Consider the following 23,034-nt stretch of genomic DNA (forward strand, 5'->3'; position numbering starts at 1 on the left):
AGATTGAAATGAATAGAAGAGAAGCAATTCAACGTGTGGCCATGCTTATTGGAGGCTCTGTTATCGGAGCTAACTTATTCTTAGAAGGGTGTACAAGACCGGCTTCTAAGGATGTCGCCGTATTGTTTGAAAAAGATAAAATGAATTTTCTAGGAGATCTTGCAGAGGCAATTTTGCCAAAGACATCTACACCCGGCGCAAAAGAAGCTGGTGTGGGCGAGTTTATCCCTGTCATGATCCGAGATTGTTATGATCCACAAGATCAAAAGGCTTTCTTAGAAGGGTTAGATGGAGTCGATGCGAAAGCAAACACGGAATTTGGAAAAAAATTCCAGGAACTGTCAAAAGATGAGCAGTTACAGTTTGTCAATATGTTGGACAAAGAAGCCAAAGAATTCCAAAAAGAAAGAGGGCAGAAACAACGTGAACTCAATGAAGAAGCAGAAAAAAATGGGAAGAAAGCAGAAGACGTGGAGCAACTTCCAAATCATTTCTTTCACATGTTAAAACAATTAACATTGACCGGATTTTTCACTTCAGAGGTTGGTATGACCAAAGCGTTACGCTATGTTAAGATTCCAGGAAAATACGATGGTAACTATCCGTATAAAAAAGGCGACAGAGCATTTGCATAATAGCGGAAGTAAGCACTAGACAGTGAATGTCAATTTGGGAAACATCCAAGCGAGATATATCTTGTTTGGATGTTTTTTTATTGAGTGGCCTCAGGTGCAAATAAATGTTAAAAATCAAGCAATATTGTAAAGAAATTGTTGTTATGTATAAAACATTAACGTCAAATATTTATATTTAATAGACGCTTTTATGCGAGATTAATTTAGTGAATTACATAAATAAGCCCTTACTATATGACAGCGCAAATTATCGAAAAAGAACGTATTGGTGAATATAAAATCATTCCGGCCGAGGTAGACAACACAGCTGTATTGTATGATAAGTTACGGTCAGCACAGCGATTGGGAAATGAGTTTAAATCCAAAACAACTATTGTCTTCCAAACGGAGGATGGGCCTAAACGAATCGAGACTACTGTTTGGTCATTGACGGACCGGTATATCCAGATTAAAAATGGTGTCCTTATCCCTTTAAAATCAATTATCAAAGTTAGTCTTTAAATACCAGGCCGATCAATGGAATTCGGACGATCGGCCTCGTTTGTATCTATGTTTCTTATCTTTGTTCGCATCCTACCGCCAAATATTATTTTGTTAATAAGTTATATATTCTGAAAACCAATCTATTATAATTGTAATATAAAGTAATAGTTTAAATAATTCGAAAAAAGGATGTGCAGTCATCGAATTTCCGCCAAATTATATTTTGTTTTTACTTTTTTATTTACATAATTAATTCTTTATCAGTAATTTATATTACATAAATAAACCAATTATTCATATCTTTCATAGGCAGATATAAACGTTTTACGCATTTGTTTAAACTGCTCGATTACATGGGCGATAAATTCTTCATCTATTAATTCAAATACACCATTCACACCGCCAACAATATCGGTCTCCGCTAGTTTATAAGATTGCTCAAGCACACCCTGTTCAAATTTAATGATGAACTTTTGGTTTATCGAAAAAATAGATATTTTACAATCGGGATGGGGGAGTTCTGCTACTATTCTCATATATTAAAAATTAGATAAAAATAAAGCTCCACAATGAAATTGTGGAGCTTTCGAATTTACGATGAATTCTGGATTAAACCAATCCTTGTGCCTTCATCGCGGCACCAACTTTAATGAAGCCTCCGATGTTTGCACCTTTTAAATAATTGATATATCCATCTTCTTCCTTGCCGTATTTCAAACAAGTTTTATGGATGTTATCCATAATACCTTTCAAACGGGCATCTACTTTTTCCGACGACCATTGCTGTCCAATCGAATTCTGCGACATTTCTAAGCCAGAAACTGCTACGCCACCCGCATTTGCCGCCTTACCCGGGGCAAAGTGGATCTTTGCTTTATGGAACACTTTAATAGCCTCTGCAGTGGAGGGCATGTTAGCACCCTCAGCAACACATACACAACCGTGTTTAACAAGTTGCTTCGCATCTTCCTGATCTAATTCATTTTGTGTAGCACAAGGAAGGGCAATATCACACTTGATGTGCCAAGGGGTTTTGCCTGCATGAAAAGATGCTGCTTTAAATTTCTGTGGATATCGCGATAATTCCCGTCCTAAAGTACTTACATAAGATAGTTTTTCTAACGTTAATCCCTCTGGGTCATGCAACGTTCCTGTACTATTCGATAATGAAATTACTTTAGCGCCTAAATGTATAGCCTTTTCTGCGGCATAGTAGGCCACATTACCTGCGCCTGATATCGCTATCGTTTTTCCTGTAATCTCTTCGTCTATATTCTCAAAAATACATTCGACAAAATAGAGTAGGCCGTATCCGGTAGCCTCTGGGCGAATAAATGAACCTCCCCAGTGTTTACCTTTTCCTGTCAATACGCCTGTAAAGTTATTCTGAATACGTTTATATTGACCGAACATGTATCCGACCTCACGTTCGCCTACGCCTATATCTCCAGCAGGAACATCGGTTTCTGCCCCGATATGGCGGTAGAGTTCTGTCATGAAACTTTGGCAAAAGCGCATAATTTCCATATTCGATTTGCCTTTAGGATCAAAGTCTGAACCACCTTTTCCTCCACCAAGAGGTATTCCAGTTAAGCTGTTTTTGAATACCTGCTCGAACGCCAAAAATTTTAAAATACTAAGGTTTACCGTGGGAGAGAAGCGAAGTCCTCCTTTATAAGGCCCGATAGCACTGTTCATTTGTACGCGATAACCGCGGTTTACCTGAACTTCATTTTTATCGTTTAGCCAGGCTACTCGGAAAGAAACAACGCGCTCTGGCTCGATAATGCGTTCTAATATTTTTAAATCACTCCAAGTTGGGTGACGCTCGTTAATATAAGGTATCAAATCTTCAGTAACCTCGGCAACAGCCTGTAAAAATTCTGGTTCGTTCGGATTTTTCTCCTCAACGTATTTAATAAACTTCTTAAAGTTAAGTGACATTTGTTATTAATTATAGTTGTTATTTTCCCTCAGATTGCTAATTTATTAAAAAAAATCGAAAAACTGCGAGCAGCTATTAAAATAATGCAGGTAGGAAAGCAAACGAATTCACTTGGATTGGTGTTGAAATTGGATAAAAAGGGGATGTATATAATTTACTATTTAACATAATGTCAATTATAGATCTTATAGAAATAGTGATGTATAAGAAAGGGCCACACTTACTTTATCAGTGTGGCCCTTTTTGTTTCGCTTGAAGGTGAAAGATTAAGCTACGTCTTCGATCATTAAAGCACCGACCGTTAAATTTGTTCTTGGGTCGATTAATATACCTTGCGAATTTTCAGGAAATTCGCGGTTTAAATCAAAGACAACTTCGCCAGCGGCTTTAAGTTCAACTTTCGCAATATCGTTGAGGCTGATATCAGCGTCGTATTGCTTGTCCTGTGTATTCACATCAAATTTATACAGGACGTCAGCCACTTTGACTTTCGTGACAGTAGTGTGGTTCTGAAGCAGATAAACTTGATCTTTATCTAAAGGTTTGTTATCAAACCAACAAATGTTAGCTTGAAAATTTCTTTCCGCTAGCGGTGGACAAGAAGCAGCCACCAAGATGTCCCCTCTCGAAATGTCGATATCATCGGTTAGATGCACGATAACGGACTGACCATGTTGTGCTTGATCTAACGATTGTTCAGCTAATTCGATACTTTTCACCGTACTTCTTACACCACTAGGAAGTACAACAACTTCGTCTCCCGTGGTTAGCCCATCTCCCAAAACACGACCGGCATACCCCCTATAATCGTGTAAATCTTCTGTCTGCGGACGTACTATCCATTGCACAGGAAAGCGCCAAGGTTGTGTTTTTTTGTCTTCTATACTAATTGTTTCCAGGTAATCTAATAACGAAGCTCCATCATACCAAGATATTCGTTCGGAACGGCTTACAATATTATCACCTTTTAATGCCGATACAGGTATAAAATCTACATTTTCGAGACCTAATCGGTTTGCTAATATCATGTAATCCGATTTTATTTTTTCATAAACAAACGGATCAAATCCAACCATATCCATTTTATTGACACAAACGAGAACTTTTTTCAATGACAGTAACTTCGCAAGGAACGAGTGACGCTTCGTTTGTTCGATAACGCCTTTGCGCGCATCGATGAGGATGATAATCAGTTCAGAGTTTGAAGCACCGGTTATCATATTACGCGTATATTGTATATGGCCAGGCGCATCCGCAATAATAAATTTTCTTTTTTCTGTTTGAAAATATTTATATGCGACGTCGATAGTAATTCCTTGTTCGCGCTCCGCTTTTAGACCATCTGTTAAAATTGCAAGGTCAACGGTTCCGTCATTATTTTTTCTGTTGGCCTTTTTTATAGCTTCTAACTGATCGTCTAAAATGGAATTTGTATCATATAACAATCTACCAATCAACGTACTTTTGCCGTCGTCTACAGAGCCTGCCGTTATAAATTTCAGTATGTTCATTTCTCTCTAGCTTACTTCCTTAAAAATATCCCTGTTTTTTACGTTCTTCCATTGCCGCTTCCGAAACCTTATCATCCATCCTTGCGCCTCTCTCACTTACCGTTGAAGCCTTTATTTCTTCGATGATATCATCAAGCTCCGTCGCTACCGAATCTACAGATGCGGTACAGGTCATGTCGCCTACTGTTCTGAAACGAACGGACTTATGCTCTACAATATCCTCTCCATCGATTTGAAGAAATGGTGCTGCCGCCATCCATTGTCCATTGCGCAACACGACATCTCGTTCGTGACTAAAATATATAGAAGGTAATGCTATATTTTCTCTTTTAATATAGTTCCAAACATCCAATTCTGTCCAGTTTGAAATCGGAAACACACGCACATTTTCTCCTTTATGAATTTTACCGTTTAGGATACTCCATAGTTCAGGACGTTGACGCTTTGGATCCCATTGTCCAAATTCGTCACGTACAGAAAAAATACGTTCTTTTGCTCTCGCTTTTTCCTCATCTCGACGAGCCCCTCCTATACATGCGTCAAAACCGTATTTCTCAATCGTATCCAAAAGTGTAACGGTCTGTAAAGGATTTCGACTTGCGTTTTTCCCCCTTTGCTCTACAGCTTTTCCTTGATCGATACTTTCTTGAACCAATCCGACAATGAGTTTCTCTCCTAACTGTTCAACCAACCAGTCTCTAAACTCTATTGTTTCTGGAAAGTTATGTCCGGTATCGATATGCACAAGCGGAAAGGGAAATTTACCTGGGCGAAATGCTTTTTTAGCCAAATGGACTAACGTTATTGAATCTTTTCCTCCTGAGAACAAAAGTGCAGGATTCTCAAATTGTCCGGCTACCTCACGCAGAATATATATTGCCTCCGCTTCTAAATGATCTAAATAATCCATTTTCTATTTATAATCTGTTGACTGTTTTATTGTGTAACATGTAGACCACATTCTTTTTTACTCTTATCTTCCCACCACCATCGACCAGCACGGAAATCCTCCCCTTCACGTATGGCCCGTGTACAAGGCTGACAGCCTATACTCGGAAAACCCTTGTCATGTAAAGGATTATAGGGTATGCCATTTTTTCTGAGAAAGTCTTCTACCTCTTTTAATGTCCAATGGAACAAAGGGTGTATTTTAATGATATTGTTCGCCGCATCCCACTCCACGTTTTCCATATCTTCTCGATTGGAAGACTGTTCGGCTCGGATGCCTGTAAGCCATATTTCAAACCCTTCTATAGCTCGACGTAAAGGCTCTATTTTACGGATATAGCAACATTCCTTTCTATTTTCTACTGATTCATAGAAACTGGATGGTCCCTTTTCTGTGACCATTTTCTCTACATTGGCGGTATTTGGATAGTAAGCTTGGATCGGAAGTTTGTATTTTTCCAACGTTCGGTTCCATACATAATATGTTTCGGGGAAAAGACGCCCAGTCTCCAATGTAAAAAGAGAAATTTCTTTACCTGACTGCGCAATGAGGTGTGTTACAACCTGATCTTCTATCCCGAAAGATGTAGAAAAAACTGTTCTTGAACCATATTTTCGTTGCACATGTTCAATGATTTCTGCGGCATTCAAACCCTGTATTTCTCGCTTAATTTGTGCTATCATACGATTTCTTAACTAAAACGTCCTTTGTATGCTCATTTAGGGCACGTACTTTTTCTTGGAAGTCCCCCTTTAAATTATCCCTTAACTGTCCCATTAATTCGAGTGTTTCATCGATTTCTTCGGGAAGTAGGTCGTAGAGAAACTCCTTGAGTCGCTTGGCCATTGTGGGGGATTTACCATTTGTGGATATTCCTATTTTTAGATTACCTTTTTGGACTACTGAACCTAGATAGAAATCGCATAGTGCAGGTTTATCCGCTACGTTCAATAAAATGTGATGTTTGCTAGCTATCCGACGGATTTGCGCGTTCAATCTCGTGTTGTTTGTTGCTAGCATGATTAAATCTACGTTTTCAACATCGCTTTCATCAAAAGCCCGCTCCGAGACTTGGATATTCAACTTCTCTTTAACGAGCGCATGCACCTCCGGACTCACTTCTGTTGCCACAATATGTATTTTCGCCGCAGGTGAATTTGCTAAAATTGCCTCTAATTTTTCCAATCCAACATTGCCAGCGCCCACCAATAACATTTTGATCTGATGAAGTTTTACATATATGGGAAACAAGTTGTTCATGCTAAACAGAAAGTGACGGAAGTTCTTTTTTTAAATTTTCAAATGCATGGTGTTTAGCTACGACCTCGCCCAAAACGATAATCGCCGGAACACCAACTAGACTCCGCTCGGCTTCTTGTAAGATATTATCTATTCGTCCTAAAGCAATTCGTTCGTTTGGTAATGATCCATTTTGTATTAGTGCTATCGGTAGTTGGCCTTTGTCATGTTGTTGATAAAAAGCAACAATCTGCGCTAATTTAGCATATCCCATAAGCACTACAACTGTAGCATTGGTGTGTACAGCCGATTGCAGATCGTCCGACAAACGTCCATCCGATGTAGCGCCCGTAATCACCCAAAAACTTTCACTGATTCCGCGATATGTTAAAGGAATCTGTTGTAATCCTGTCAAACCTACAGAAGAAGATATGCCCGGTATTACAGCTGTAGGGATGTCGAACCGTCTGACGTAATCTATCTCTTCTCCTCCCCGTCCAAATACAAATGGATCTCCCCCTTTTAAACGTACGACATGGCCATGAGTCAGTGCATAATCGACAAGAAGTTTATTAATGTAATCTTGCGACGTGGATATTCTTTCCGCTCTTTTTCCTACATAAATCAATGTACAAGATGACTTTGCATAAGATAATAGTTCTTCGTTCACCAAAGCATCATATAGGATAACATCAGCTTCTCGTATGGCCTTTATTCCCTTCAAGGTGATCAATTCTGGATCTCCCGGACCCGCTCCTACCAACGTCACTTTTGGTACTATATGTTTGTTTTCTTGTTGCATGACTATTTTTCCAACACAGCTTCTCGCTGTGATTTAGTTTGTTCTAAAAATTGTTGTGCTTGTATAAAATATGCTTGCGCAAATTCTAACGTCGGCTCGTTTTTGCTGATCTGAAGAACTACATCTGCAAAACTCTTTTGTTCAAAATCAAATTCTCCGGTTTCTACAAAATGGGTATCAAAGTCTTTGATAATACCAATCTGTGTGCTGCTGTGTATTTGTTTATCCAATAATAATGCTTTTGCGCTATTAATAAAGGAACTGTACGTATGGTAGATCCCATCAGCATATGCTCCCTCCTTTATGGATAAATCCGCATAATGCAATTTCTCTTGTGAGTCCACTAACAGGGCGGCAACAAGGTCGATAATCACACCGGCACATTCGCCTACACCTATCGCACGTATGAATTCTGAATCTTGTCCCCAGTCCACATACTCGTCGTCCACTACTGTACTTTGATCCGCCAATGGTTTCAAAAGCTGATAGAAATAATCTTTGCCTAAACCATCGTAATAGTCTAAGAAACTCTTATAATCATTTGCCTTGGCGCTATAATCATCAAGTACGGTTCGTAATACCTGCGGGGCACGTTTAGACGGAACTTTGATTACTTTATCGGCAGCGCGGCCCTCGCCATTGCCAACAGCGCCGCCTCCCAACAATACTTGTACTGTAGGCATAATCTTTCCGTTGACTTTCATAGAGCTACCATGAAATCCGATATGCGCAATACCGTGTTGGCCGCAACTGTTCATACAGCCCGAAATTTTTATCTTGATTTCTTTGTTGTGAATAAAATCGATATATTCTTCATAAATAACAGATTCCAGCACACGGGACAACTCCATAGAGTTCGATATACCTAGGTTACAGGTGTCGGTTCCCGGACAGGTGGTTACATCGGCAACGCTATCATGTCCAGGCTCTGTCAATCCTAATGTGTCTAATGCGAGAAACAATTCAGGAAGGTTGTCATATGGAACATATTTAAGCAACAATCCTTGGTTGATCGTAACCCGCATATCATCCGCGATAAGATGACGTACAGAGGCCACCAGCTTACGAGCGATATCGGTAGACATATCTCCAGTTTTAGCCTTTATGAATACGCCATAATATCCCGGCTGCTTCTGCTCAAAAATATTTGTTGTTCTCCATTGTTCATAGGCCAATTGTCTACTAGCAGGAATTTCTACTTTAATTACTGCAGGAGTAGGTGGAATAGGCTCTAGGACAGTATCTCGATCAATTTTATATGTCTTTACTTTATTCGCGACCTGTTCTTCGGCAGCCATTTTTACAAATTCATCAAAACCGACTTTATTCAATAAGAATTTTAAACGCGCCTTATTTCTGTTAGAACGCTCTCCATATATGCCAAATACACGTATAACCGACTCCGCGAAAGGAATAATATGATCCTCGTGCATAAATTCCGAAACCGCTTGTCCGATATAAGGTTGTGCCCCTAGACTTCCTCCAAGTACGACTTTGAACCCTCTAATTTCTTGGTCATTTTCGTATTGCACTTTTGGAATAAAGCCAATATCATGAATAAAAGAAAGTGCCGTATCCTCTTCACTGGACGAAAAACCAAATTTGAATTTTCTTCCTAACTCCGTACTAACGGGGTTGCCTAAGAAATACTTAAAGAAACCATGTGCATAGGGAGCGACATCAAACGGCTCATTGGGATCTATACCTGCTACACAGGAAGCAGTGACGTTTCGCACCGTATTACTACATGCCTCACGAATGGTGATATCATCTTCAGATAATTTAGCCCATAACTCTGGTGTTCTATCCAAACTCACATAGTGTATCTGAATATCTTGACGGGTCGTAAAATGCAGGTTTGAAGAAGCATATTCATCAGACACATCAGCAATCTTAAGCAGTTGCTTAAATGTCAACTTACCAAATGGAATTTTGATGCGTACCATCTGTACACCGGGTTGACGTTGTCCGTAGATACCACGTGCCAGTCTTAAAGATTTAAATTTATCTTCGACTATCTGCCCTTCCCTATAGGCACGAATATTCTTTTCTAAATCGATAATCTCTTGTGGAACAACCGGATTTTCTAACTCTGTTCGGAAACTTTGCATGAACCTAAACTCTTTTCTATTTACGAATTCTCTAATTTACTCCTCAATATGGCTACATTTTATCAATAGCACATGGGCAAAGTTATAAAATTTTTATCTATTAATAATACAAAATCTACCAATTTAGTATATATTTGTGTGAAGTTTTCTGAAGCGATTCAAATGCAAGTTCAGTGAAAATACATAATTATTTAATATACAGCATTTTATATATATTTCTATTCATTTCATGCGCCCCCAAAATTAAAGAAGGGTACGACGAAAAAAAAGGTTATATCGGGAATATATCTATTTCGGGAGCATTTGCTCTATATCCTATCGCGGTATTATGGAGTGAAGATTTTAAAAAGGAGAACCCGCACGTACGGTTTAATATTTCGGCAGGTGGTGCTGGCAAGGGTATTTCCGACGTATTATCCAATATGGTGGATATCGGTCTGGTATCCCGCGATTTACATAAACAGGAACTTGAACGCGGTGCTTATCCTATACAGGTAGCGAAAGATGCTGTAGTAGGTTCTTTTAATTGCAATCATCCGAATTATGCTCTTCTTAAGGAACGTGGGTTGACACGAGCGGAATTAGAAGGGGTTTTTGTACATCGTCGATATAAGCTTTGGAGCGACATCGATGATCGTTTCATCAATAAACCGATCGAAGTTTATGTACGTTCGGATGCTGCGGGAGCTGCGGAAACTTGGGCAAAGTTTCTCGGCGTACACCAAGAGGGGTTAAAAGGTGTGGGAATATTCGGAGATCCCGGCTTGGTACAGGCGATTAAGGATAAGCCTCTTTCGATCGGCTTCAGCAATGTCAATTTTGTTTATAACCTCAAAACAAAGAAAACAGTCGAAAATATAGCTGTTCTCCCACTGGACCTGAATGGTAATGGGTATGTTGATAAAGAAGAATATTTCTATGATCACCTAGATTCCTTAACGCAAGCTGTTGCCACCAATCATTACCCTTCGCCCCCCTCCCGGGATCTGACATTTGTCATCCGGGCTGATAACAAGACAAAATTATTGGCTGCTTTTATACGATTTGTCCTCGAAAAGGAGCAACAGGGCTACTTACTCGAAAATGGATACGTTCCTTTGAACGATGAGATAAAGAATAATGAATTAACTAAATTAAAGTGAGCTGGAGATTATTAAAAGATAAGCTTATACGACAGAGTTTTGCTGCGATGTTGATTTTATCCCTCGTCGTTATCGCCGTTATACTTATCGGGCTGGGATTAAAATCAATACCGTTGCTGCGTGCGGAAGATTTAGGAACTATACTTACAGAAAGTGTATGGTCGCCATTGAATGGCAGTTTTGGTTTTTTCCCTTTCATTATGGGGACGGTATGGGTAACTTTTATTTCGCTCATTATTGCCGTACCGCTTTGTATTTTGGCCTCGACTTATCTGGTAGAGTATGCTGATGATGCACTGCGGAAGATGGTTTTACCTTTAGTGAATGTTTTGGCGGCCATTCCGCCTGTGCTATATGGCGTTTGGGGGGTATTGTTTGTCGTGCCTTTTTTGAGCGAATATATTGCTCCTATTGTGGGGGCTGAAACTACAGGCTATACCGTATTCGCCGGCGGAATTGTTTTGGCCGTAATGATTTTCCCCATCATGGTGAGCATTATGGTGGAAGTACTCCAAACTATTCCTTATGAACTGAAAGCTGCCTCGCTATCATTAGGCGCAACCAAATGGGAAACGATCGTCAAAGTAATCTTGGTGAAATCAAGACCGGGATTAGTTGCGGCGGTTGTTTTAGGGATTTCTCGTGCCTTTGGCGAAACAATAGCCGTTCTCATGGTCTGCGGAAATATCCCGCAGGTTCCGAAATCGTTCTTCGATGCTGGCTATCCATTACCGGCTTTAATCGCGAATAACTTCGGGGAGATGATGTCTATACCCTTGTATGATTCTGCATTGATGTTTGCAGCTTTATTGTTATTTACACTCATTTTTGGATTCAATTTAATATCGCGCATAATTCTCAATAGACTGGAGGGAAAAGCATAATGTCAAATGTAAATAAACGACTATTTAAAGAAAAAATAGCGAAGGTAGCTATGCAGGTTTCGGGTATAACTATTACGGGCTCTCTTTTCTTTATCATAGGTACAATTCTTTACAAGGGAATTCCGTATCTGTCTTGGGATATCATTAGCCAGGTGCCAAAAGGGGGATTTTATATGGGTAAAGAAGGCGGTATTCTAAATGCTATTTTAGGTTCGTTATATTTGGCAACCTCTTCTACTATACTCGCGACGCTTCTCGGAGTTCCCATTTCGGTGTTTCTGAACGTTTATGTAAAGAGTGGCTCTTTTCTAGAACGTTCATGCAAATTATTATTTGATGTGCTTTTTGGCATCCCTTCTATTGTATATGGCGCCATCGCCTTCAGTATCATGGTTTGGGTGGGTATCCGAGCCTCCTTACTGGGTGGAATAATTACGATTACCTTATTAACTATCCCTATTGTCGTTCGAACCATAGATGAGTTGCTAAGAACGATTCCGATCGATTTGAAACACGTGACCTTTTCGTTAGGTGCAACCCGATGGGAAACGGCAAAAATATGTCTAAAATACATCAAGCCCGGTGTTTTCACCGCTATACTACTAGCTTTTGGACGTGCTATTGGGGATGTTGCCGGTGTTTTGTTAACCACCGGATTTAGTGATAACTTGCCCAAATATATAGACGAACCCGCTGCCACCTTACCCTTAGCTATTTTCTTTCAATTGAGCAGCCCCATTCCGGAAGTACAAGGACGCGCCTATGCTTCCGCTCTAGTTTTAACATTTATTATATTAGTTATCGTCATATGCACACACCTGCTGGCATCCAAGCAACGGAAACACAAGATTTAATGAACGCTTCCCGTCCTCATATTCAAATTAAAGATCTAAATGTTACCATTGAAGGTAAACGTATTTTAAAGAATATAAACTTATCTATCCCCAATAATTCGATTACCTCTATTATTGGCCCGTCTGGCTGTGGAAAAACTACCCTACTTAAGACCTTAAATCGTCTTGTAGACGATACAAAGGGACTGGAGATCAGTGGGTCTGTTCTGGTGAATGGGGAGGATCTCTATGCAGATGGCGCAGAGGTTATCCATATACGAAAAAAAATGGGACTACTTTCGCAAAAACCTTTCCCGTTGCCGATGTCCATTTTTGACAATGTGGCATATGGACCGCGGATACATGGCGAAAAAAACAAGCGTGTATTAGCGCAACTAGTGGAAACTCAATTGCGGAATGTCGGTTTGTGGGAGGAGGTCAAAGATCGTTTGGATGCCTCAGCAACTCGACTTTCGATAGGGCAGCAACAACGTTTATGCTTAGCTCGCGGATTAGCCGTAAAACCAGAAATTATTCTAGGAGATGAATCGACTTCGGCGTTGGATCCGGTGTCTACCCAAACCATAGAAAATTTATTGATTGAGCTCAAACAAGACTATACGATTGTGCTGGTGACTCACATTCTCCGCCAAGCCCGACGGGTATCTGATTATATCATATTTGTGTATGATGGAGAAATAATCGAATTTGGCAAAACAGACGAAATATTGTTGAATCCAAAGCAAGAAATCACACAACAATATGTAAAAGGTTTTATCAGTTGATAAAAAAAGCCAAACTATCATTTGATAATCTGACTTGAATTAGTATTAAATACGATATCTGTTATTTCTCAAAATATCGACGTTCGATTAATGTAAGATTACGTTCTTCCTCTTCCGCATGGTCTATTGCCCCCACTACCGGACATTTACCAGTTACTCCCCGAACGATCAAAGCTCCTCCCAACGTAACACCCGATAACGCTCTCAGCGGCTTTTTGATTATTTTCTTTAGACTATATCCCAGGATAAAGCCACCCGCAATAACAGAAAGCATACGTTCTGAACGCCCTATCGTACCATGTTCACAGGCATCATCCAGTTTAGTTTTCATTTTGTCTACCGCTTGATCTATAATTCCCATAACGTATTTTTTAATTAGAACAGTTTATTTGTCAAAAATGTTTTGTTGTCTATGTTAAAAGTTGTACTTTTTGGCATCCAAACAGATACAAATGAATATTCATGTAAAAAAACATTCCGGAGAATTGGTGCCTTTTGAACCGAAAAAATTGAGGCACTCTCTTTCCAAATCAGAGGCATCGGAAGAAGAAGTTGAAAAGGTCTTCCGAAGCATCCAGCCCCGCCTCTATCACGGTATAACCACACGCGAACTTTATGAATTGGCTTTTGATTTACTAAGAAATCACCGCGATTCCTATGCTGCCAGATATTCTTTGAAAAAAGCCCTACGCGATCTAGGGCCTGAAGGCTTTTATTTTGAAAAATGGATCGGTAAATTGTTTGCCAATGCAGGCTACCAAACGACTACGGGAAAAACTGTACAAGGTCATGCCGTGACACACGAAATCGATGTAATTGCCACAAAAGGAACAACGATGTTAGCCATAGAATGTAAATTCCGAAACGATGTAGATGCAAAAATATCCGTCACTACGCCTATGTACTTCCTTTCGAGAGTAAAAGATATTAAAGAGCTATCCTTTTCTTTTTTTGAAACTTCTCAACAATTTACGGATGGTTGGTTAGTGACGAACGCCTATCTTACAACAGATTCTATTCGTTTTGGCGAATATTATAATCTGAACATGTTAGCCTGGGATTATCCCGCACAGAATAGTATTAAGAACCAAGCAGACGATTTAGCGCTTTATCCTATAACCTGTTTAACGAACTTAAGTAACGCAGAGAAGTCGGCCTTACTCAAAAATGGTTGTATCCTTGTCCGCGACCTGGTGGAAAACCCCGAATATCTACAGTCCTTGCAAACCGCATCTTCTCAAAAAAAGCGAATTTTAATCGAAGCTCAAGAATTAATTCACCAACCGGTTGAGAGCGAGAAATAGTTTCTTGTCAACGTTATTTTCTTCTAAAAATAAAATAATTTTAACACATATTTAACATTATTTAACGAAAAAGACGCCATATTTGTACTAATATATTTGGTTTTTCAGAATAAAAACATTACATTAACTCAAGTGTATTATTTAAAATAATGAAGTTATGAGAACGATGGGGTTTGTTATTCAAGATATCCCGGCAGAAGGGAAAGAAACATCGCCTACGGCAGCGATTATTGTAGGAGCTATCATACTGCTTGTTATTATTATTGTGCTGTATAGGAGACAAAAGCGAAGATTTAATGATTAAAAAAGCGGTAGAAAGTTGTCTACCGCTTTTTTAATCATTAGTCTGCTCGTTTTAAACCAAACTTTTCAATTTTATGATATAAGTGACTACGTTGTATCCCGATATCATCGGCAGTTTTTGAAACATTCCATCCATTTTTATCTAATTTAAAGTTGATAAACTCTTTTTCCGCATAATCTTTAAAGTCTTGAAAAGATTCAAATTTATCAAAATGTAGCGTTTGATCTGTCTTACGATTCGGGCTTTCCACCACCGCTATATGGTTATTTGACGGATTAGCATACAATGCCACTTCCTTTTCCGTAATTTTTTTATCACTTAGGATAATCAACCGTTCAATCATATTCCGTAATTCACGGATATTTCCTGTCCAAGGCAATTCTTGTAAGGCTTGCATTGCTCCTTCTGTGATCTCTTTTGTAGGCGTATTATACCCTCCACATATTTCTTCACAGAAACTGGACGCTATAATCGGAATATCTACGGTACGTTGCTGCAGGGATGGCACATGAATTAAGATAACACTTAAACGATGGTAAAGGTCCATCCGGAAATTGCCATTCTCGATTTCTTTTAGGAGGTCTTTGTTCGTCGCGGCAATGACCCGAACATTCACGTCAATTTCCTTTTCTCCACCTACACGTGTTATTTTGTTTTCTTGCAATGCACGCAATACCTTCGCTTGTGCCGAAAGGCTCATATCACCAATTTCATCTAGAAATAACGTACCACCATTGGCTTGCTCAAACTTTCCGATACGTTGCTTTACGGCAGAGGTAAACGACCCTTTTTCATGACCAAATAATTCAGATTCGATTAATTCGGAGGGAATTGCGGCACAGTTGACCTCGATTAAAGGTGAACTTGCTCGAGCAGACTTCTCATGAAGCCAGTGTGCTACCAGTTCCTTTCCAGACCCGTTTTCTCCAGTTATCAAAACACGTGCTTCTGTTGGCGCTACGCGATCTATTGTTTCCTTTATAATACTGATTGTTGGCGATTCACCTAGTATCTCCTTGGTTTTGGAAACTTTTTTCTTTAACACTTTGGTTTCTTTGACCAAGACACCTTTTTCAAGGGCATTACGCACGGTAATCAACAGTCTGTTGAGATCGAGTGGTTTTTCCAAAAAGTCGAAAGCCCCTTTTCGGGCGGCTTCCACCGCTGTCTCGATGGTACCGTGACCGGAAATCATGATAAAGGGTGTATCACTGATATTTTGCGCCTCTGTCAGGACTTCCATGCCGTCCATCTTATTCATTTTGATATCACATAGAACGAGATCTATTTTTTCCTTTTTCAGAATATCCAATCCATCAAACCCGTTATCGACGTCTAGCACTTTGTAATCTTCGTATTCCAATATATCGCGTAACGAGCTCCTTATAGGTCGTTCATCGTCGATGATTAAGATTGTGGTCATTTATATGTTCAACTTGGTGAATAACTAATATAAGTATCTTTATTAAAAAAAAGAAGCAAACCTTGTAAGCCGGGTTCTGTATCCGTATTTTTTGGACTTCTATCATTTATCTAGGCCTGCATTCGCACACAGGCTCCATCAACCTACCCATTACGAATCTCGACAGGTCGAGAGAAGACGAGCAGCCTTCGAATTTCGTAATCTATTTGGTCTTTCAACACACGAGGTTTACCGTAATGCATGTCACCATACAATACCGTGAGCTCTTACCTCACGCTTTCACCCTTACCTCGAACGTGTCGAGGCGGTATCCTTTCTGTGGCACTTTCTGTCTCTTATTTACATAAGAGCCTTCCCGTTAGGAAGCGTGTTGCTCTATGTTGCCCGGACTTTCCTCTCTCCTGCCCAAGGGCAAGACAGCGATAGAACCAGTTTGCTTCGCCACAAAGTTAAGAAAATTATAAATCTTGCGCAATTAGGTAACCGGAAGCCCAAGCCCATTGAAAATTATAACCACCGAGCCATCCGGTAATGTCCACAGCTTCTCCTCCAAAATAAAGCCCGGGATGCTTTTGAACCTCTAGTGTACGCTGATGAAGTTCTTTCGTCGAGATTCCACCCCGCATCACCTCCGCTTTATCATAACCTTTATCCCCGGCCGGTTTCACCTCAAACTTATGTATAGTGTCACACACAGATTTGGCATCCGCTTTACTAAGCGATGCAATCTTCAGGTCAAGAGGGAGGTATTTTCTCAAAGCTTCCACCATCTTTTTTGTAAAATAGTTGTTCAACAGTTGTCCTACAGTGCGTTTTCCTCCCGTTGCCCGTTCGTTTTTGATTATTTCATCCAGATTGAAATTGGGCAGTAGGTCTATCGTGAAGGTCTCGCCGGCACGCCAATAAGATGATATTTGTAAAATGGCCGGACCACTCAGCCCCCAATGGGTGAACAGGATATTTTCTTCAAAACTGATTCTATCGTTATAAACACGAGCAAAAACACTGTTCCCTGCCAACGACGCATACCATATCGCATCTTTTCCCGTTATGGTTAATGGCACCAGTGCTGGTGCGGTATCCACCACAGACAAACCGAATTGACGAGCCGCTTGCAACGCAAAATCGGAAGCACCTAATTTGGAAACAGGCAAACCTCCTGAAGCAAAAACTACTTTCTTACAAAAAAGTTGTTGCTCCGTTCCTTCCCGTACAAAAGATACTGTGTATCCTTCTCCGTCCTTTAAAACAGATTTCACCTCGGTGTGCATCCAAATATCTTGTGCAGTTTCATAGAGCAATTTCATAAATACAGCGACGATATCTTTGGCCTTATTTGATCTCGGAAAAAGTTGTCCGAGTGTCTTTTCCTCCCCTTGAATCCCACCGAAGGTGTCAAAGAAGGAAATGGTGTTCTCCACTGTCCATCGGGAGAATACCGTGTGTAAAAAATGTTGGTTTTCTGTTACAAAGTTCTCAGATGACGTATAGAGGTTGGTGAAATTACAGCGCCCTCCTCCCGAGATTAAAATTTTGGCACCGGGTTTATCATTTTTTTCCAGTACCAACGTACGTTTACCTAATAATCCGGCCTGCGCTGCACACATCAGTCCGCAAGCGCCCCCTCCGATGATGATTGCGTCGTATTTCATTTAATAAGCGATCAATTCGTCTTTAAGCGAAATAACACGTTGTTCTGTCCAAGATTGTTCTGCTGCCTCTAAGATACGGATAACGTCTCGGGCCTGTTGCGGTGTTATCAGGAGTTCTGCATCACCATTTAATACATCTACTAAGTTTTGGTAAAAGTCTTGTCCCGCCCCTATTTCACTGGGTATTGTCTCACGTATATCCTGTCTATTTTCCAGTATGTTCAGCACACCATGTAGGTGTTCCGATTCCACTCCCCATTTGGGATGCTCGTGTGGAAAAGCCCCCTTGCGTAGTAACTCTTCCTGCGGATCTACGCCTCGTTTCACGAACGAGCCTTTCAGGCCATAAAGTGAAAATCGTGGTGTAGGCTCCTTTGCCAACATGTGTCCGAACAAAGAAACCTTGCGCGTAGGATAACTTAAAATAATCTCAAAATCATCAACTGCTTTGGCATGTTCGCGTTGTTTTCGCAAATCGGCAAAGACAGTCTCAGGCTTCCCAAACAGTTGCAACGCTTGGTCTATTAAATGTGCCCCCAAGTCGTAATGAATACCGGAACCCGGCAAATCTTGTTCTCGCCAAGCCCCCTCTCGTAGGTAGTTTCTAAAGCGGTCAAAACGTGCTTGATAATTCACAACCGAACCTAATCTTTTCCTTTCTATTATTCGTTTAACTGTTTTGAAATCAGAATGAAATCTGGCATTATGATGAACAGTTAGTATTCGTCCTTTCTGTTTAGCCAGGGCAATCAACTCATCTGCTTCGGCCGTGGTGTTAGTAAACGGTTTTTCGACAACAACGTGCTTTCCCGCATTCAGTGCTTGCTTCGTTAAAGAGAAATGTACATCATTGGATGTGGCAATGACCACGATATCCACTAGCGGATCATCGATGATTTCATCCGGCGTTTGTACAGCAACAGCTGTTGGGTATTTATTAGCCAAAATCTGCTGTTGCTCCGGTTTTCTCGCCGTTACTTTATACAATTCCAACGACGTGTTACCGATAATGAAGGGCGCATGGAACACCTGTCCTCCTATCGAAAATCCGATTAATCCTATTTTATATTTTTTTTGCATCGTTTCCATATTGTACTATCCATCCGTTAACACTACATGTCGCCTCTGGATCTTTAACAACTGTAGAAATACATCCTTAGTATTATCCCTGATGGCAAAGATCCGAAGCGACGATTTTTTATCAACATGTGTTTATTTTAGTGTTCATGAGCTCACTTCGTTTTGTTTCTTTTCTTGAGGTAAAAAAAGAAGAGAAAAACCTACATCCTCTCTGGCACCTGGATACCTAATAACCGCATACTTTCCGAAATAACCCGTGCCGCTATCGCCGACAAGTGTAAACGGAAATTCTTCACCGTTTCGTCCTCGGTTTTTAAGATGCTTTCTTCGTGATAAAATTTATTGTAAGATTTCGCTACTTCATATACGTAATTCGCGAGCTGCGCAGGCGAGAACTCTTTTGCCGAGGCTTCCAATACGTCCGGATATCTGCTTAACGATTGTATTAAGTCTTGTTCATAAACAGATAATTCAGACGGTGTCCCTAAGGTAACAGAAGAGTCGAACGGTGCTTTGCGTAAGACGGACTTAATACGTGCATGGGTGTATTGGATAAAAGGCCCTGTATGCCCCTGAAAGTCAACAGACTCATTGGGATCGAACAACAACCGTTTCTTGGGATCTACCTTGAGCAAGAAGTATTTTAAAGCGCCCATGCCGATGGTATTATACAACGAAGATTTTTCCTCTTCCCCTAATCCTTCGGTTTTTCCTAGTTCTTCCGTACGCGTTTTGGCCGTTTCTAGCATTTCGTCCATCAAATCGTCTGCATCAACCACCGTTCCTTCCCTCGATTTCATCTTTCCTGAAGGTAAATCCACCATTCCGTAAGACAAATGGTATAATCCTTCTGCCCAAGATTTTCCTAATTTCTTTAAGATGAGAAATAAGACCTTAAAGTGGTAATCCTGTTCATTACCCACGACATAGATCGATTCATCCATTCGAAATTCGTCGTATTTGAGTTGGGCAGTACCTAAATCTTGGGTTATATATACCGAGGTACCATCTCCCCGTAAAACCAGTTTCTCATCCAATCCTTCATCCGCTAAATCAATCCACACCGAATTGTCCTCTTTTCGAAAGAATACGCCTTTGTCTAATCCTTCTTGGATAATATCCTTGCCCAGCAGATAAGTGTCCGATTCATAATAAAACTTATCAAAATCAACCCCCAACTTATTGTAAGTTTGCTCGAACCCCTCGTATACCCACCCGTTCATCGTTTTCCACAACTGGATGACCTCCTTCTCACCAGCTTCCCATTGTTGCAACATCGCCTGCGCTTCTTTTATCAAAGGAGCATTCTTTTTCGCTTCCTCTTCTGTCTGCCCCTGCTCTTTCAGTAAGTGGATCTCTTTTTTGTATTCCTGATCAAAGATAACATAGTATTTGCCAACCAAATGATCGCCCTTCAATCCAGAAGAGGTTGGCGTTTCCCCATTTCCATATTTCTGCCAGGCGAGCATCGACTTACATATATGGATGCCACGATCATTGACTAGGTTGGCTTTCACAACATCATACCCATAAGCTTTTAATATTTCTGCAACCGAGTAGCCTAATAAGTTATTTCGTATGTGGCCTAAGTGAAGCGGTTTATTGGTATTGGGGGAACTGTATTCCACCATGAGTTTCTTCCCATTCGACGGAAAAGAACCGAAAGTAGGACTCGCTAATGTCGTGTTGACCAGTGTTACCCAGTGTTGATCCGAAAGACTAATATTTAAAAAGCCTTTTATCACATTGAAATCCGATATCTCGTGCACAGAGGCCTTTAACCACTTTCCGATATCTTCACCTGTCTGCTCAGGCGATTTCTTGGAGAAGCGTGTTATCGGGAAAACGACCACTGTAATATGCCCTTCAAACTCCTTCCGGGTTTCCTGTAAAGTCACCTGCGATTCGGGAATATCCGCGTTATAAAGCTCCCGCACTGCTTGAATTGTCTGTGCAATTAAAGTCTGTTGAATAGAATTAGCCATGTAATTATTTCGTAATTTTTATAACTTTCTGATAATGAGATAGAAAAATATACCCCTATATAGCAGGGTATTCATCATGAAAGTATATCTTTGCCAAAAATAATAAAAAATGCAGAGCTATCAGGAATTTCTTGACTTAAGTGTTGGTTTTCCACAAGACGGGTTCGAGGTTATCGACGACGAATTGTATTTCCATGATTTGAATTTGATGGAGATGATAGAGACGTATGGCACGCCATTGCGTTTTACCTATTTACCTATCGTCAGCAAAAAAATCCAACAGGCAAAAATTTTGTTCCAAACAGCCATTTTAAAAAATGACTACAGAGGAAGTTATAAATATTGTTATTGTACCAAATCATCCCATTTCAAGCATATTGTAGAGGAAGCGCTTAAAAACGACATCCACTTGGAAACATCGTCTGCTTTTGATATGCCGATGATTGATTCCTTAGAGCGTGCTGGCACGGTGACCAAGGACATTACAGTGATTTGTAACGGGTTTAAAACTTACCAATATAAGCAATACATTGTCGATATGATTCATGATGGGTATACGAATATCATTCCCGTTTTGGATAATAAAGAGGAATTTAATCTTTATGACGATGAGATTGAGTTGGATGAACCCTGTGCATTGGGTATCCGCATAGCATCCGAAGAGCAGCCTGATTCTCAGTTTTATACTTCGCGCTTGGGTATCCGTTCAGAGGATGTTATTGATTTCTATAACAGTAAAATCGCTGCTAATCCTAATTTCAAAGTTAAGCTGCTACACTTTTTCATTAATTCGGGTATATCTGATACCCCTTATTATTGGAACGAGCTGGAGAAATATGTTACCCTTTATTGTAAGTTTAAGAAAGTAAATCCGGAACTCGACACCTTAGATATCGGTGGTGGTATGCCATTCAAAGATTCTTTGGAGCACAATTTTGACTATGAATATATGGTGAATGAAATCGTTAACCGTATCAAGCAAATCTGTGCACACCATGAGGTGATGGAACCGGATATCATCACCGAATTTGGAAAATATACCGTTGCTGAAGCATCGGGTATCCTGTATAAAGTTCTAGGTCGTAAACAACAGAACGACCGAGAGAAGTGGTTTATGATCGATGGATCGTTTATCACCAACCTGCCTGACGTATGGGCGTTGAACCAAAAGTATATCCTATTACCGATAAACAATTGGGATTTTGAGTATGAAAAAGTGAATTTAGGCGGTATTACCTGTGATGGTCAAGACTATTATAGCCAAGAAGCCCACATGGATTCTATCTTTATGCCCAAAACACGTAAGGTGCAATATCTAGGGTTCTTTCATACAGGCGCCTATCAAGATGTTTTGAGTGGTTATGGTGGCATCCACCATTGTTTGCTACCTTCTCCTAAGCACGTCCTTATCCGTAGAAACCGGGATGAGACTTTTAATTTCGAAGTATTCGGAGAGGAACAAAACTCCAAACAGGTAATGAAATTGCTGGGGTATCAGTAAGGAATTAAGAAAAGCATCGGTCACCCCGATGCTTTTCGCTTTTTGTTCCTTTTTCCGATTTATCGGGCGGTTAGTCATTGCAAAAAAAATCGCGACAACTAATTCTGTTGTCGCGATAAAAGTCTTTTTGCTGCACCGGCCAGCCTAGGGTCAGTTTTCTTTCGGTTTTCAAGCTATTTCAGGAAACGAATCATGTCCGCTACAAGCATCCCCGTACAGGCTGAAGCTTGGTAGATCGTTACGTACCGTCGCTTTTCCAGTCCAAACAAATCGCGGATTTTTGTTGATTTGTGCCAGGAACTGAATGACTCCAGGATAGATAAAAAAAGTATGTCAAAATGTAATTAAGATTCGGTAAGAAAAAAGTGCGCTTGAAGGGAGTCGAACCCCTAACCTCCTGATCCGTAGTCAGGTGCTCTATCCAGTTAAGCTACAAGCGCGGACTTTTACGTCAATAGCAACGATG

General features: G+C 40.3%; 22 protein-coding genes, 1 tRNA gene and 1 other RNA gene. 9 read left to right on the plus strand and 15 right to left on the minus strand.

The features are described from left to right. The first annotated feature begins 8 nt into the window (after positions 1 to 8). Together H8B17_RS06640 and H8B17_RS06645 are read left to right on the plus strand one after the other, a co-directional pair. Complete coding sequence (locus H8B17_RS06640; RefSeq protein ID WP_190308431.1) at positions 9 to 635, plus strand: gluconate 2-dehydrogenase subunit 3 family protein; 627 nt, start codon at positions 9 to 11, stop codon at positions 633 to 635. Between the two features lie 234 nt (positions 636 to 869). Next, positions 870 to 1,136, plus strand: a complete 267-nt coding sequence (locus H8B17_RS06645) for a hypothetical protein (RefSeq protein WP_190308432.1) — start codon at positions 870 to 872, stop codon at positions 1,134 to 1,136. A 272-nt stretch (positions 1,137 to 1,408) separates the two neighbouring features. Here the strand turns inward: H8B17_RS06645 and H8B17_RS06650 are convergent, their stop codons facing one another. From H8B17_RS06650 to H8B17_RS06685, 8 genes are all read right to left on the minus strand, one after another. After that, positions 1,409 to 1,654, minus strand: a complete 246-nt coding sequence (locus H8B17_RS06650; RefSeq protein ID WP_190308433.1) for a hypothetical protein — start codon at positions 1,652 to 1,654, stop codon at positions 1,409 to 1,411. A gap of 73 nt (positions 1,655 to 1,727) precedes the next feature. After that, a complete protein-coding gene (gene gdhA, locus H8B17_RS06655; protein WP_190308434.1) occupies positions 1,728 to 3,062 on the minus strand; it encodes an NADP-specific glutamate dehydrogenase in 1,335 nt (444 codons plus the stop codon). Between the two features lie 267 nt (positions 3,063 to 3,329). Next, on the minus strand, positions 3,330 to 4,574 hold the full coding sequence (locus H8B17_RS06660; RefSeq protein ID WP_190308435.1) for a sulfate adenylyltransferase subunit 1: 1,245 nt from the start codon (positions 4,572 to 4,574) through the stop codon (positions 3,330 to 3,332). Positions 4,575 to 4,593: 19 nt separating this feature from the next. After that, complete coding sequence (gene cysD / locus H8B17_RS06665; RefSeq protein ID WP_190308436.1) at positions 4,594 to 5,484, minus strand: sulfate adenylyltransferase subunit CysD; 891 nt, start codon at positions 5,482 to 5,484, stop codon at positions 4,594 to 4,596. A gap of 26 nt (positions 5,485 to 5,510) precedes the next feature. Further along, a complete protein-coding gene (locus H8B17_RS06670; protein ID WP_190308437.1) occupies positions 5,511 to 6,206 on the minus strand; it encodes a phosphoadenylyl-sulfate reductase in 696 nt (231 codons plus the stop codon). Then, the gene (locus H8B17_RS06675; RefSeq protein WP_190308438.1) at positions 6,190 to 6,783 is read right to left on the minus strand and encodes a precorrin-2 dehydrogenase/sirohydrochlorin ferrochelatase family protein; all 594 of its coding nucleotides are present in this window, start codon (positions 6,781 to 6,783) and stop codon (positions 6,190 to 6,192) included. Before H8B17_RS06675 ends, H8B17_RS06670 begins: the two co-directional genes overlap by 17 nt. Position 6,784: 1 nt before the next feature. Beyond that, positions 6,785 to 7,564 (minus strand): uroporphyrinogen-III C-methyltransferase, encoded by a 780-nt coding sequence (cobA, locus tag H8B17_RS06680; protein WP_190308439.1) that lies wholly within the window; start codon positions 7,562 to 7,564, stop codon positions 6,785 to 6,787. Between the two features lie 2 nt (positions 7,565 to 7,566). Continuing rightward, positions 7,567 to 9,675, minus strand: coding sequence for a HEPN domain-containing protein (locus H8B17_RS06685; RefSeq protein WP_190308440.1), 2,109 nt, complete (start codon positions 9,673 to 9,675; stop codon positions 7,567 to 7,569). A gap of 173 nt (positions 9,676 to 9,848) precedes the next feature. Here H8B17_RS06685 and H8B17_RS06690 point away from each other — a divergent pair, with 173 nt between their 5' ends. From H8B17_RS06690 to H8B17_RS06705, 4 genes are read left to right on the plus strand one after another with little or no spacing between them, the layout of a single operon-like run. Further along, on the plus strand, positions 9,849 to 10,817 hold the full coding sequence (locus H8B17_RS06690; protein WP_190308441.1) for a PstS family phosphate ABC transporter substrate-binding protein: 969 nt from the start codon (positions 9,849 to 9,851) through the stop codon (positions 10,815 to 10,817). After that, positions 10,814 to 11,701 (plus strand): phosphate ABC transporter permease subunit PstC, encoded by an 888-nt coding sequence (gene pstC, locus H8B17_RS06695; RefSeq protein WP_190308442.1) that lies wholly within the window; start codon positions 10,814 to 10,816, stop codon positions 11,699 to 11,701. The genes H8B17_RS06690 and pstC overlap by 4 nt, the downstream gene beginning before the upstream one ends. Beyond that, positions 11,701 to 12,555: a PstA family ABC transporter permease gene (locus H8B17_RS06700; protein ID WP_190308443.1), complete on the plus strand. Its 855-nt coding sequence runs from the start codon at positions 11,701 to 11,703 to the stop codon at positions 12,553 to 12,555. Before pstC ends, H8B17_RS06700 begins: the two co-directional genes overlap by 1 nt. Further along, the gene (locus H8B17_RS06705; protein ID WP_190308444.1) at positions 12,510 to 13,319 is read left to right on the plus strand and encodes a phosphate ABC transporter ATP-binding protein; all 810 of its coding nucleotides are present in this window, start codon (positions 12,510 to 12,512) and stop codon (positions 13,317 to 13,319) included. Before H8B17_RS06700 ends, H8B17_RS06705 begins: the two co-directional genes overlap by 46 nt. A 61-nt stretch (positions 13,320 to 13,380) precedes the next feature. Here the strand turns inward: H8B17_RS06705 and H8B17_RS06710 are convergent, their stop codons facing one another. Then, complete coding sequence (locus H8B17_RS06710; RefSeq protein WP_190308445.1) at positions 13,381 to 13,680, minus strand: YgaP family membrane protein; 300 nt, start codon at positions 13,678 to 13,680, stop codon at positions 13,381 to 13,383. Positions 13,681 to 13,771: 91 nt separating this feature from the next. Between H8B17_RS06710 and H8B17_RS06715 the strand changes: the two genes are divergently transcribed. Beyond that, positions 13,772 to 14,623 carry an ATP cone domain-containing protein gene (locus tag H8B17_RS06715; RefSeq protein WP_223816410.1) on the plus strand — a complete coding sequence of 284 codons (852 nt, stop codon included), beginning with the start codon at positions 13,772 to 13,774 and terminating at the stop codon, positions 14,621 to 14,623. 157 nt (positions 14,624 to 14,780) lie between these two features. Continuing rightward, on the plus strand, positions 14,781 to 14,927 hold the full coding sequence (locus H8B17_RS06720) for an LPXTG cell wall anchor domain-containing protein (protein WP_190308446.1): 147 nt from the start codon (positions 14,781 to 14,783) through the stop codon (positions 14,925 to 14,927). 37 nt (positions 14,928 to 14,964) lie between these two features. Here the strand turns inward: H8B17_RS06720 and H8B17_RS06725 are convergent, their stop codons facing one another. The 5 genes from H8B17_RS06725 to argS form a co-directional block, all read right to left on the minus strand. Next, positions 14,965 to 16,350: a sigma-54-dependent transcriptional regulator gene (locus tag H8B17_RS06725; protein ID WP_190308447.1), complete on the minus strand. Its 1,386-nt coding sequence runs from the start codon at positions 16,348 to 16,350 to the stop codon at positions 14,965 to 14,967. A gap of 49 nt (positions 16,351 to 16,399) precedes the next feature. Beyond that, an RNA gene (rnpB, locus tag H8B17_RS06730) (RNase P RNA component class A) lies at positions 16,400 to 16,789 on the minus strand. A gap of 19 nt (positions 16,790 to 16,808) precedes the next feature. Then, complete coding sequence (locus H8B17_RS06735) at positions 16,809 to 18,002, minus strand: BaiN/RdsA family NAD(P)/FAD-dependent oxidoreductase (RefSeq protein WP_190308448.1); 1,194 nt, start codon at positions 18,000 to 18,002, stop codon at positions 16,809 to 16,811. Continuing rightward, positions 18,003 to 19,082 carry a Gfo/Idh/MocA family oxidoreductase gene (locus H8B17_RS06740; RefSeq protein ID WP_190308449.1) on the minus strand — a complete coding sequence of 360 codons (1,080 nt, stop codon included), beginning with the start codon at positions 19,080 to 19,082 and terminating at the stop codon, positions 18,003 to 18,005. Between the two features lie 200 nt (positions 19,083 to 19,282). Continuing rightward, on the minus strand, positions 19,283 to 21,067 hold the full coding sequence (gene argS, locus H8B17_RS06745; protein ID WP_190308450.1) for an arginine--tRNA ligase: 1,785 nt from the start codon (positions 21,065 to 21,067) through the stop codon (positions 19,283 to 19,285). Positions 21,068 to 21,176: 109 nt separating this feature from the next. Between argS and H8B17_RS06750 the strand changes: the two genes are divergently transcribed. After that, positions 21,177 to 22,568: a type III PLP-dependent enzyme domain-containing protein gene (locus H8B17_RS06750; protein ID WP_190308451.1), complete on the plus strand. Its 1,392-nt coding sequence runs from the start codon at positions 21,177 to 21,179 to the stop codon at positions 22,566 to 22,568. 366 nt (positions 22,569 to 22,934) lie between these two features. Here H8B17_RS06750 and H8B17_RS06755 read toward each other — a convergent pair. Beyond that, a tRNA-Arg gene (locus H8B17_RS06755) sits at positions 22,935 to 23,008 on the minus strand. Positions 23,009 to 23,034: the final 26 nt, after the last annotated feature.

The organism is Sphingobacterium arenae (assembly GCF_014692505.1).
Lineage (GTDB): Bacteria > Bacteroidota > Bacteroidia > Sphingobacteriales > Sphingobacteriaceae > Sphingobacterium > Sphingobacterium arenae.

What these genes read in the sequence shown, in the direction of transcription:
- H8B17_RS06700 (WP_190308443.1), top strand. Translation starts at nt 11,701, where the DNA reads ATGTCAAATGTAAATAAACGACTATTTAAAGAAAAAATAGCGAAGGTA.
- H8B17_RS06715 (WP_223816410.1), top strand. Translation starts at nt 13,772, where the DNA reads ATGAATATTCATGTAAAAAAACATTCCGGAGAATTGGTGCCTTTTGAA.
- H8B17_RS06675 (WP_190308438.1), bottom strand. Translation starts at nt 6,783, where the DNA reads ATGAACAACTTGTTTCCCATATATGTAAAACTTCATCAGATCAAAATG.
- H8B17_RS06735 (WP_190308448.1), bottom strand. Translation starts at nt 18,002, where the DNA reads ATGAAATACGACGCAATCATCATCGGAGGGGGCGCTTGCGGACTGATG.
- argS (WP_190308450.1), bottom strand. Translation starts at nt 21,067, where the DNA reads ATGGCTAATTCTATTCAACAGACTTTAATTGCACAGACAATTCAAGCA.
- H8B17_RS06725 (WP_190308447.1), bottom strand. Translation starts at nt 16,350, where the DNA reads ATGACCACAATCTTAATCATCGACGATGAACGACCTATAAGGAGCTCG.
- H8B17_RS06670 (WP_190308437.1), bottom strand. Translation starts at nt 6,206, where the DNA reads ATGATAGCACAAATTAAGCGAGAAATACAGGGTTTGAATGCCGCAGAA.
- H8B17_RS06645 (WP_190308432.1), top strand. Translation starts at nt 870, where the DNA reads ATGACAGCGCAAATTATCGAAAAAGAACGTATTGGTGAATATAAAATC.
- gdhA (WP_190308434.1), bottom strand. Translation starts at nt 3,062, where the DNA reads ATGTCACTTAACTTTAAGAAGTTTATTAAATACGTTGAGGAGAAAAAT.
- H8B17_RS06740 (WP_190308449.1), bottom strand. Translation starts at nt 19,082, where the DNA reads ATGCAAAAAAAATATAAAATAGGATTAATCGGATTTTCGATAGGAGGA.
- cysD (WP_190308436.1), bottom strand. Translation starts at nt 5,484, where the DNA reads ATGGATTATTTAGATCATTTAGAAGCGGAGGCAATATATATTCTGCGT.
- cobA (WP_190308439.1), bottom strand. Translation starts at nt 7,564, where the DNA reads ATGCAACAAGAAAACAAACATATAGTACCAAAAGTGACGTTGGTAGGA.
- H8B17_RS06720 (WP_190308446.1), top strand. Translation starts at nt 14,781, where the DNA reads ATGAGAACGATGGGGTTTGTTATTCAAGATATCCCGGCAGAAGGGAAA.
- H8B17_RS06660 (WP_190308435.1), bottom strand. Translation starts at nt 4,574, where the DNA reads ATGAACATACTGAAATTTATAACGGCAGGCTCTGTAGACGACGGCAAA.
- H8B17_RS06705 (WP_190308444.1), top strand. Translation starts at nt 12,510, where the DNA reads ATGCACACACCTGCTGGCATCCAAGCAACGGAAACACAAGATTTAATG.
- H8B17_RS06750 (WP_190308451.1), top strand. Translation starts at nt 21,177, where the DNA reads ATGCAGAGCTATCAGGAATTTCTTGACTTAAGTGTTGGTTTTCCACAA.
- H8B17_RS06685 (WP_190308440.1), bottom strand. Translation starts at nt 9,675, where the DNA reads ATGCAAAGTTTCCGAACAGAGTTAGAAAATCCGGTTGTTCCACAAGAG.
- H8B17_RS06710 (WP_190308445.1), bottom strand. Translation starts at nt 13,680, where the DNA reads ATGGGAATTATAGATCAAGCGGTAGACAAAATGAAAACTAAACTGGAT.
- H8B17_RS06640 (WP_190308431.1), top strand. Translation starts at nt 9, where the DNA reads ATGAATAGAAGAGAAGCAATTCAACGTGTGGCCATGCTTATTGGAGGC.
- H8B17_RS06650 (WP_190308433.1), bottom strand. Translation starts at nt 1,654, where the DNA reads ATGAGAATAGTAGCAGAACTCCCCCATCCCGATTGTAAAATATCTATT.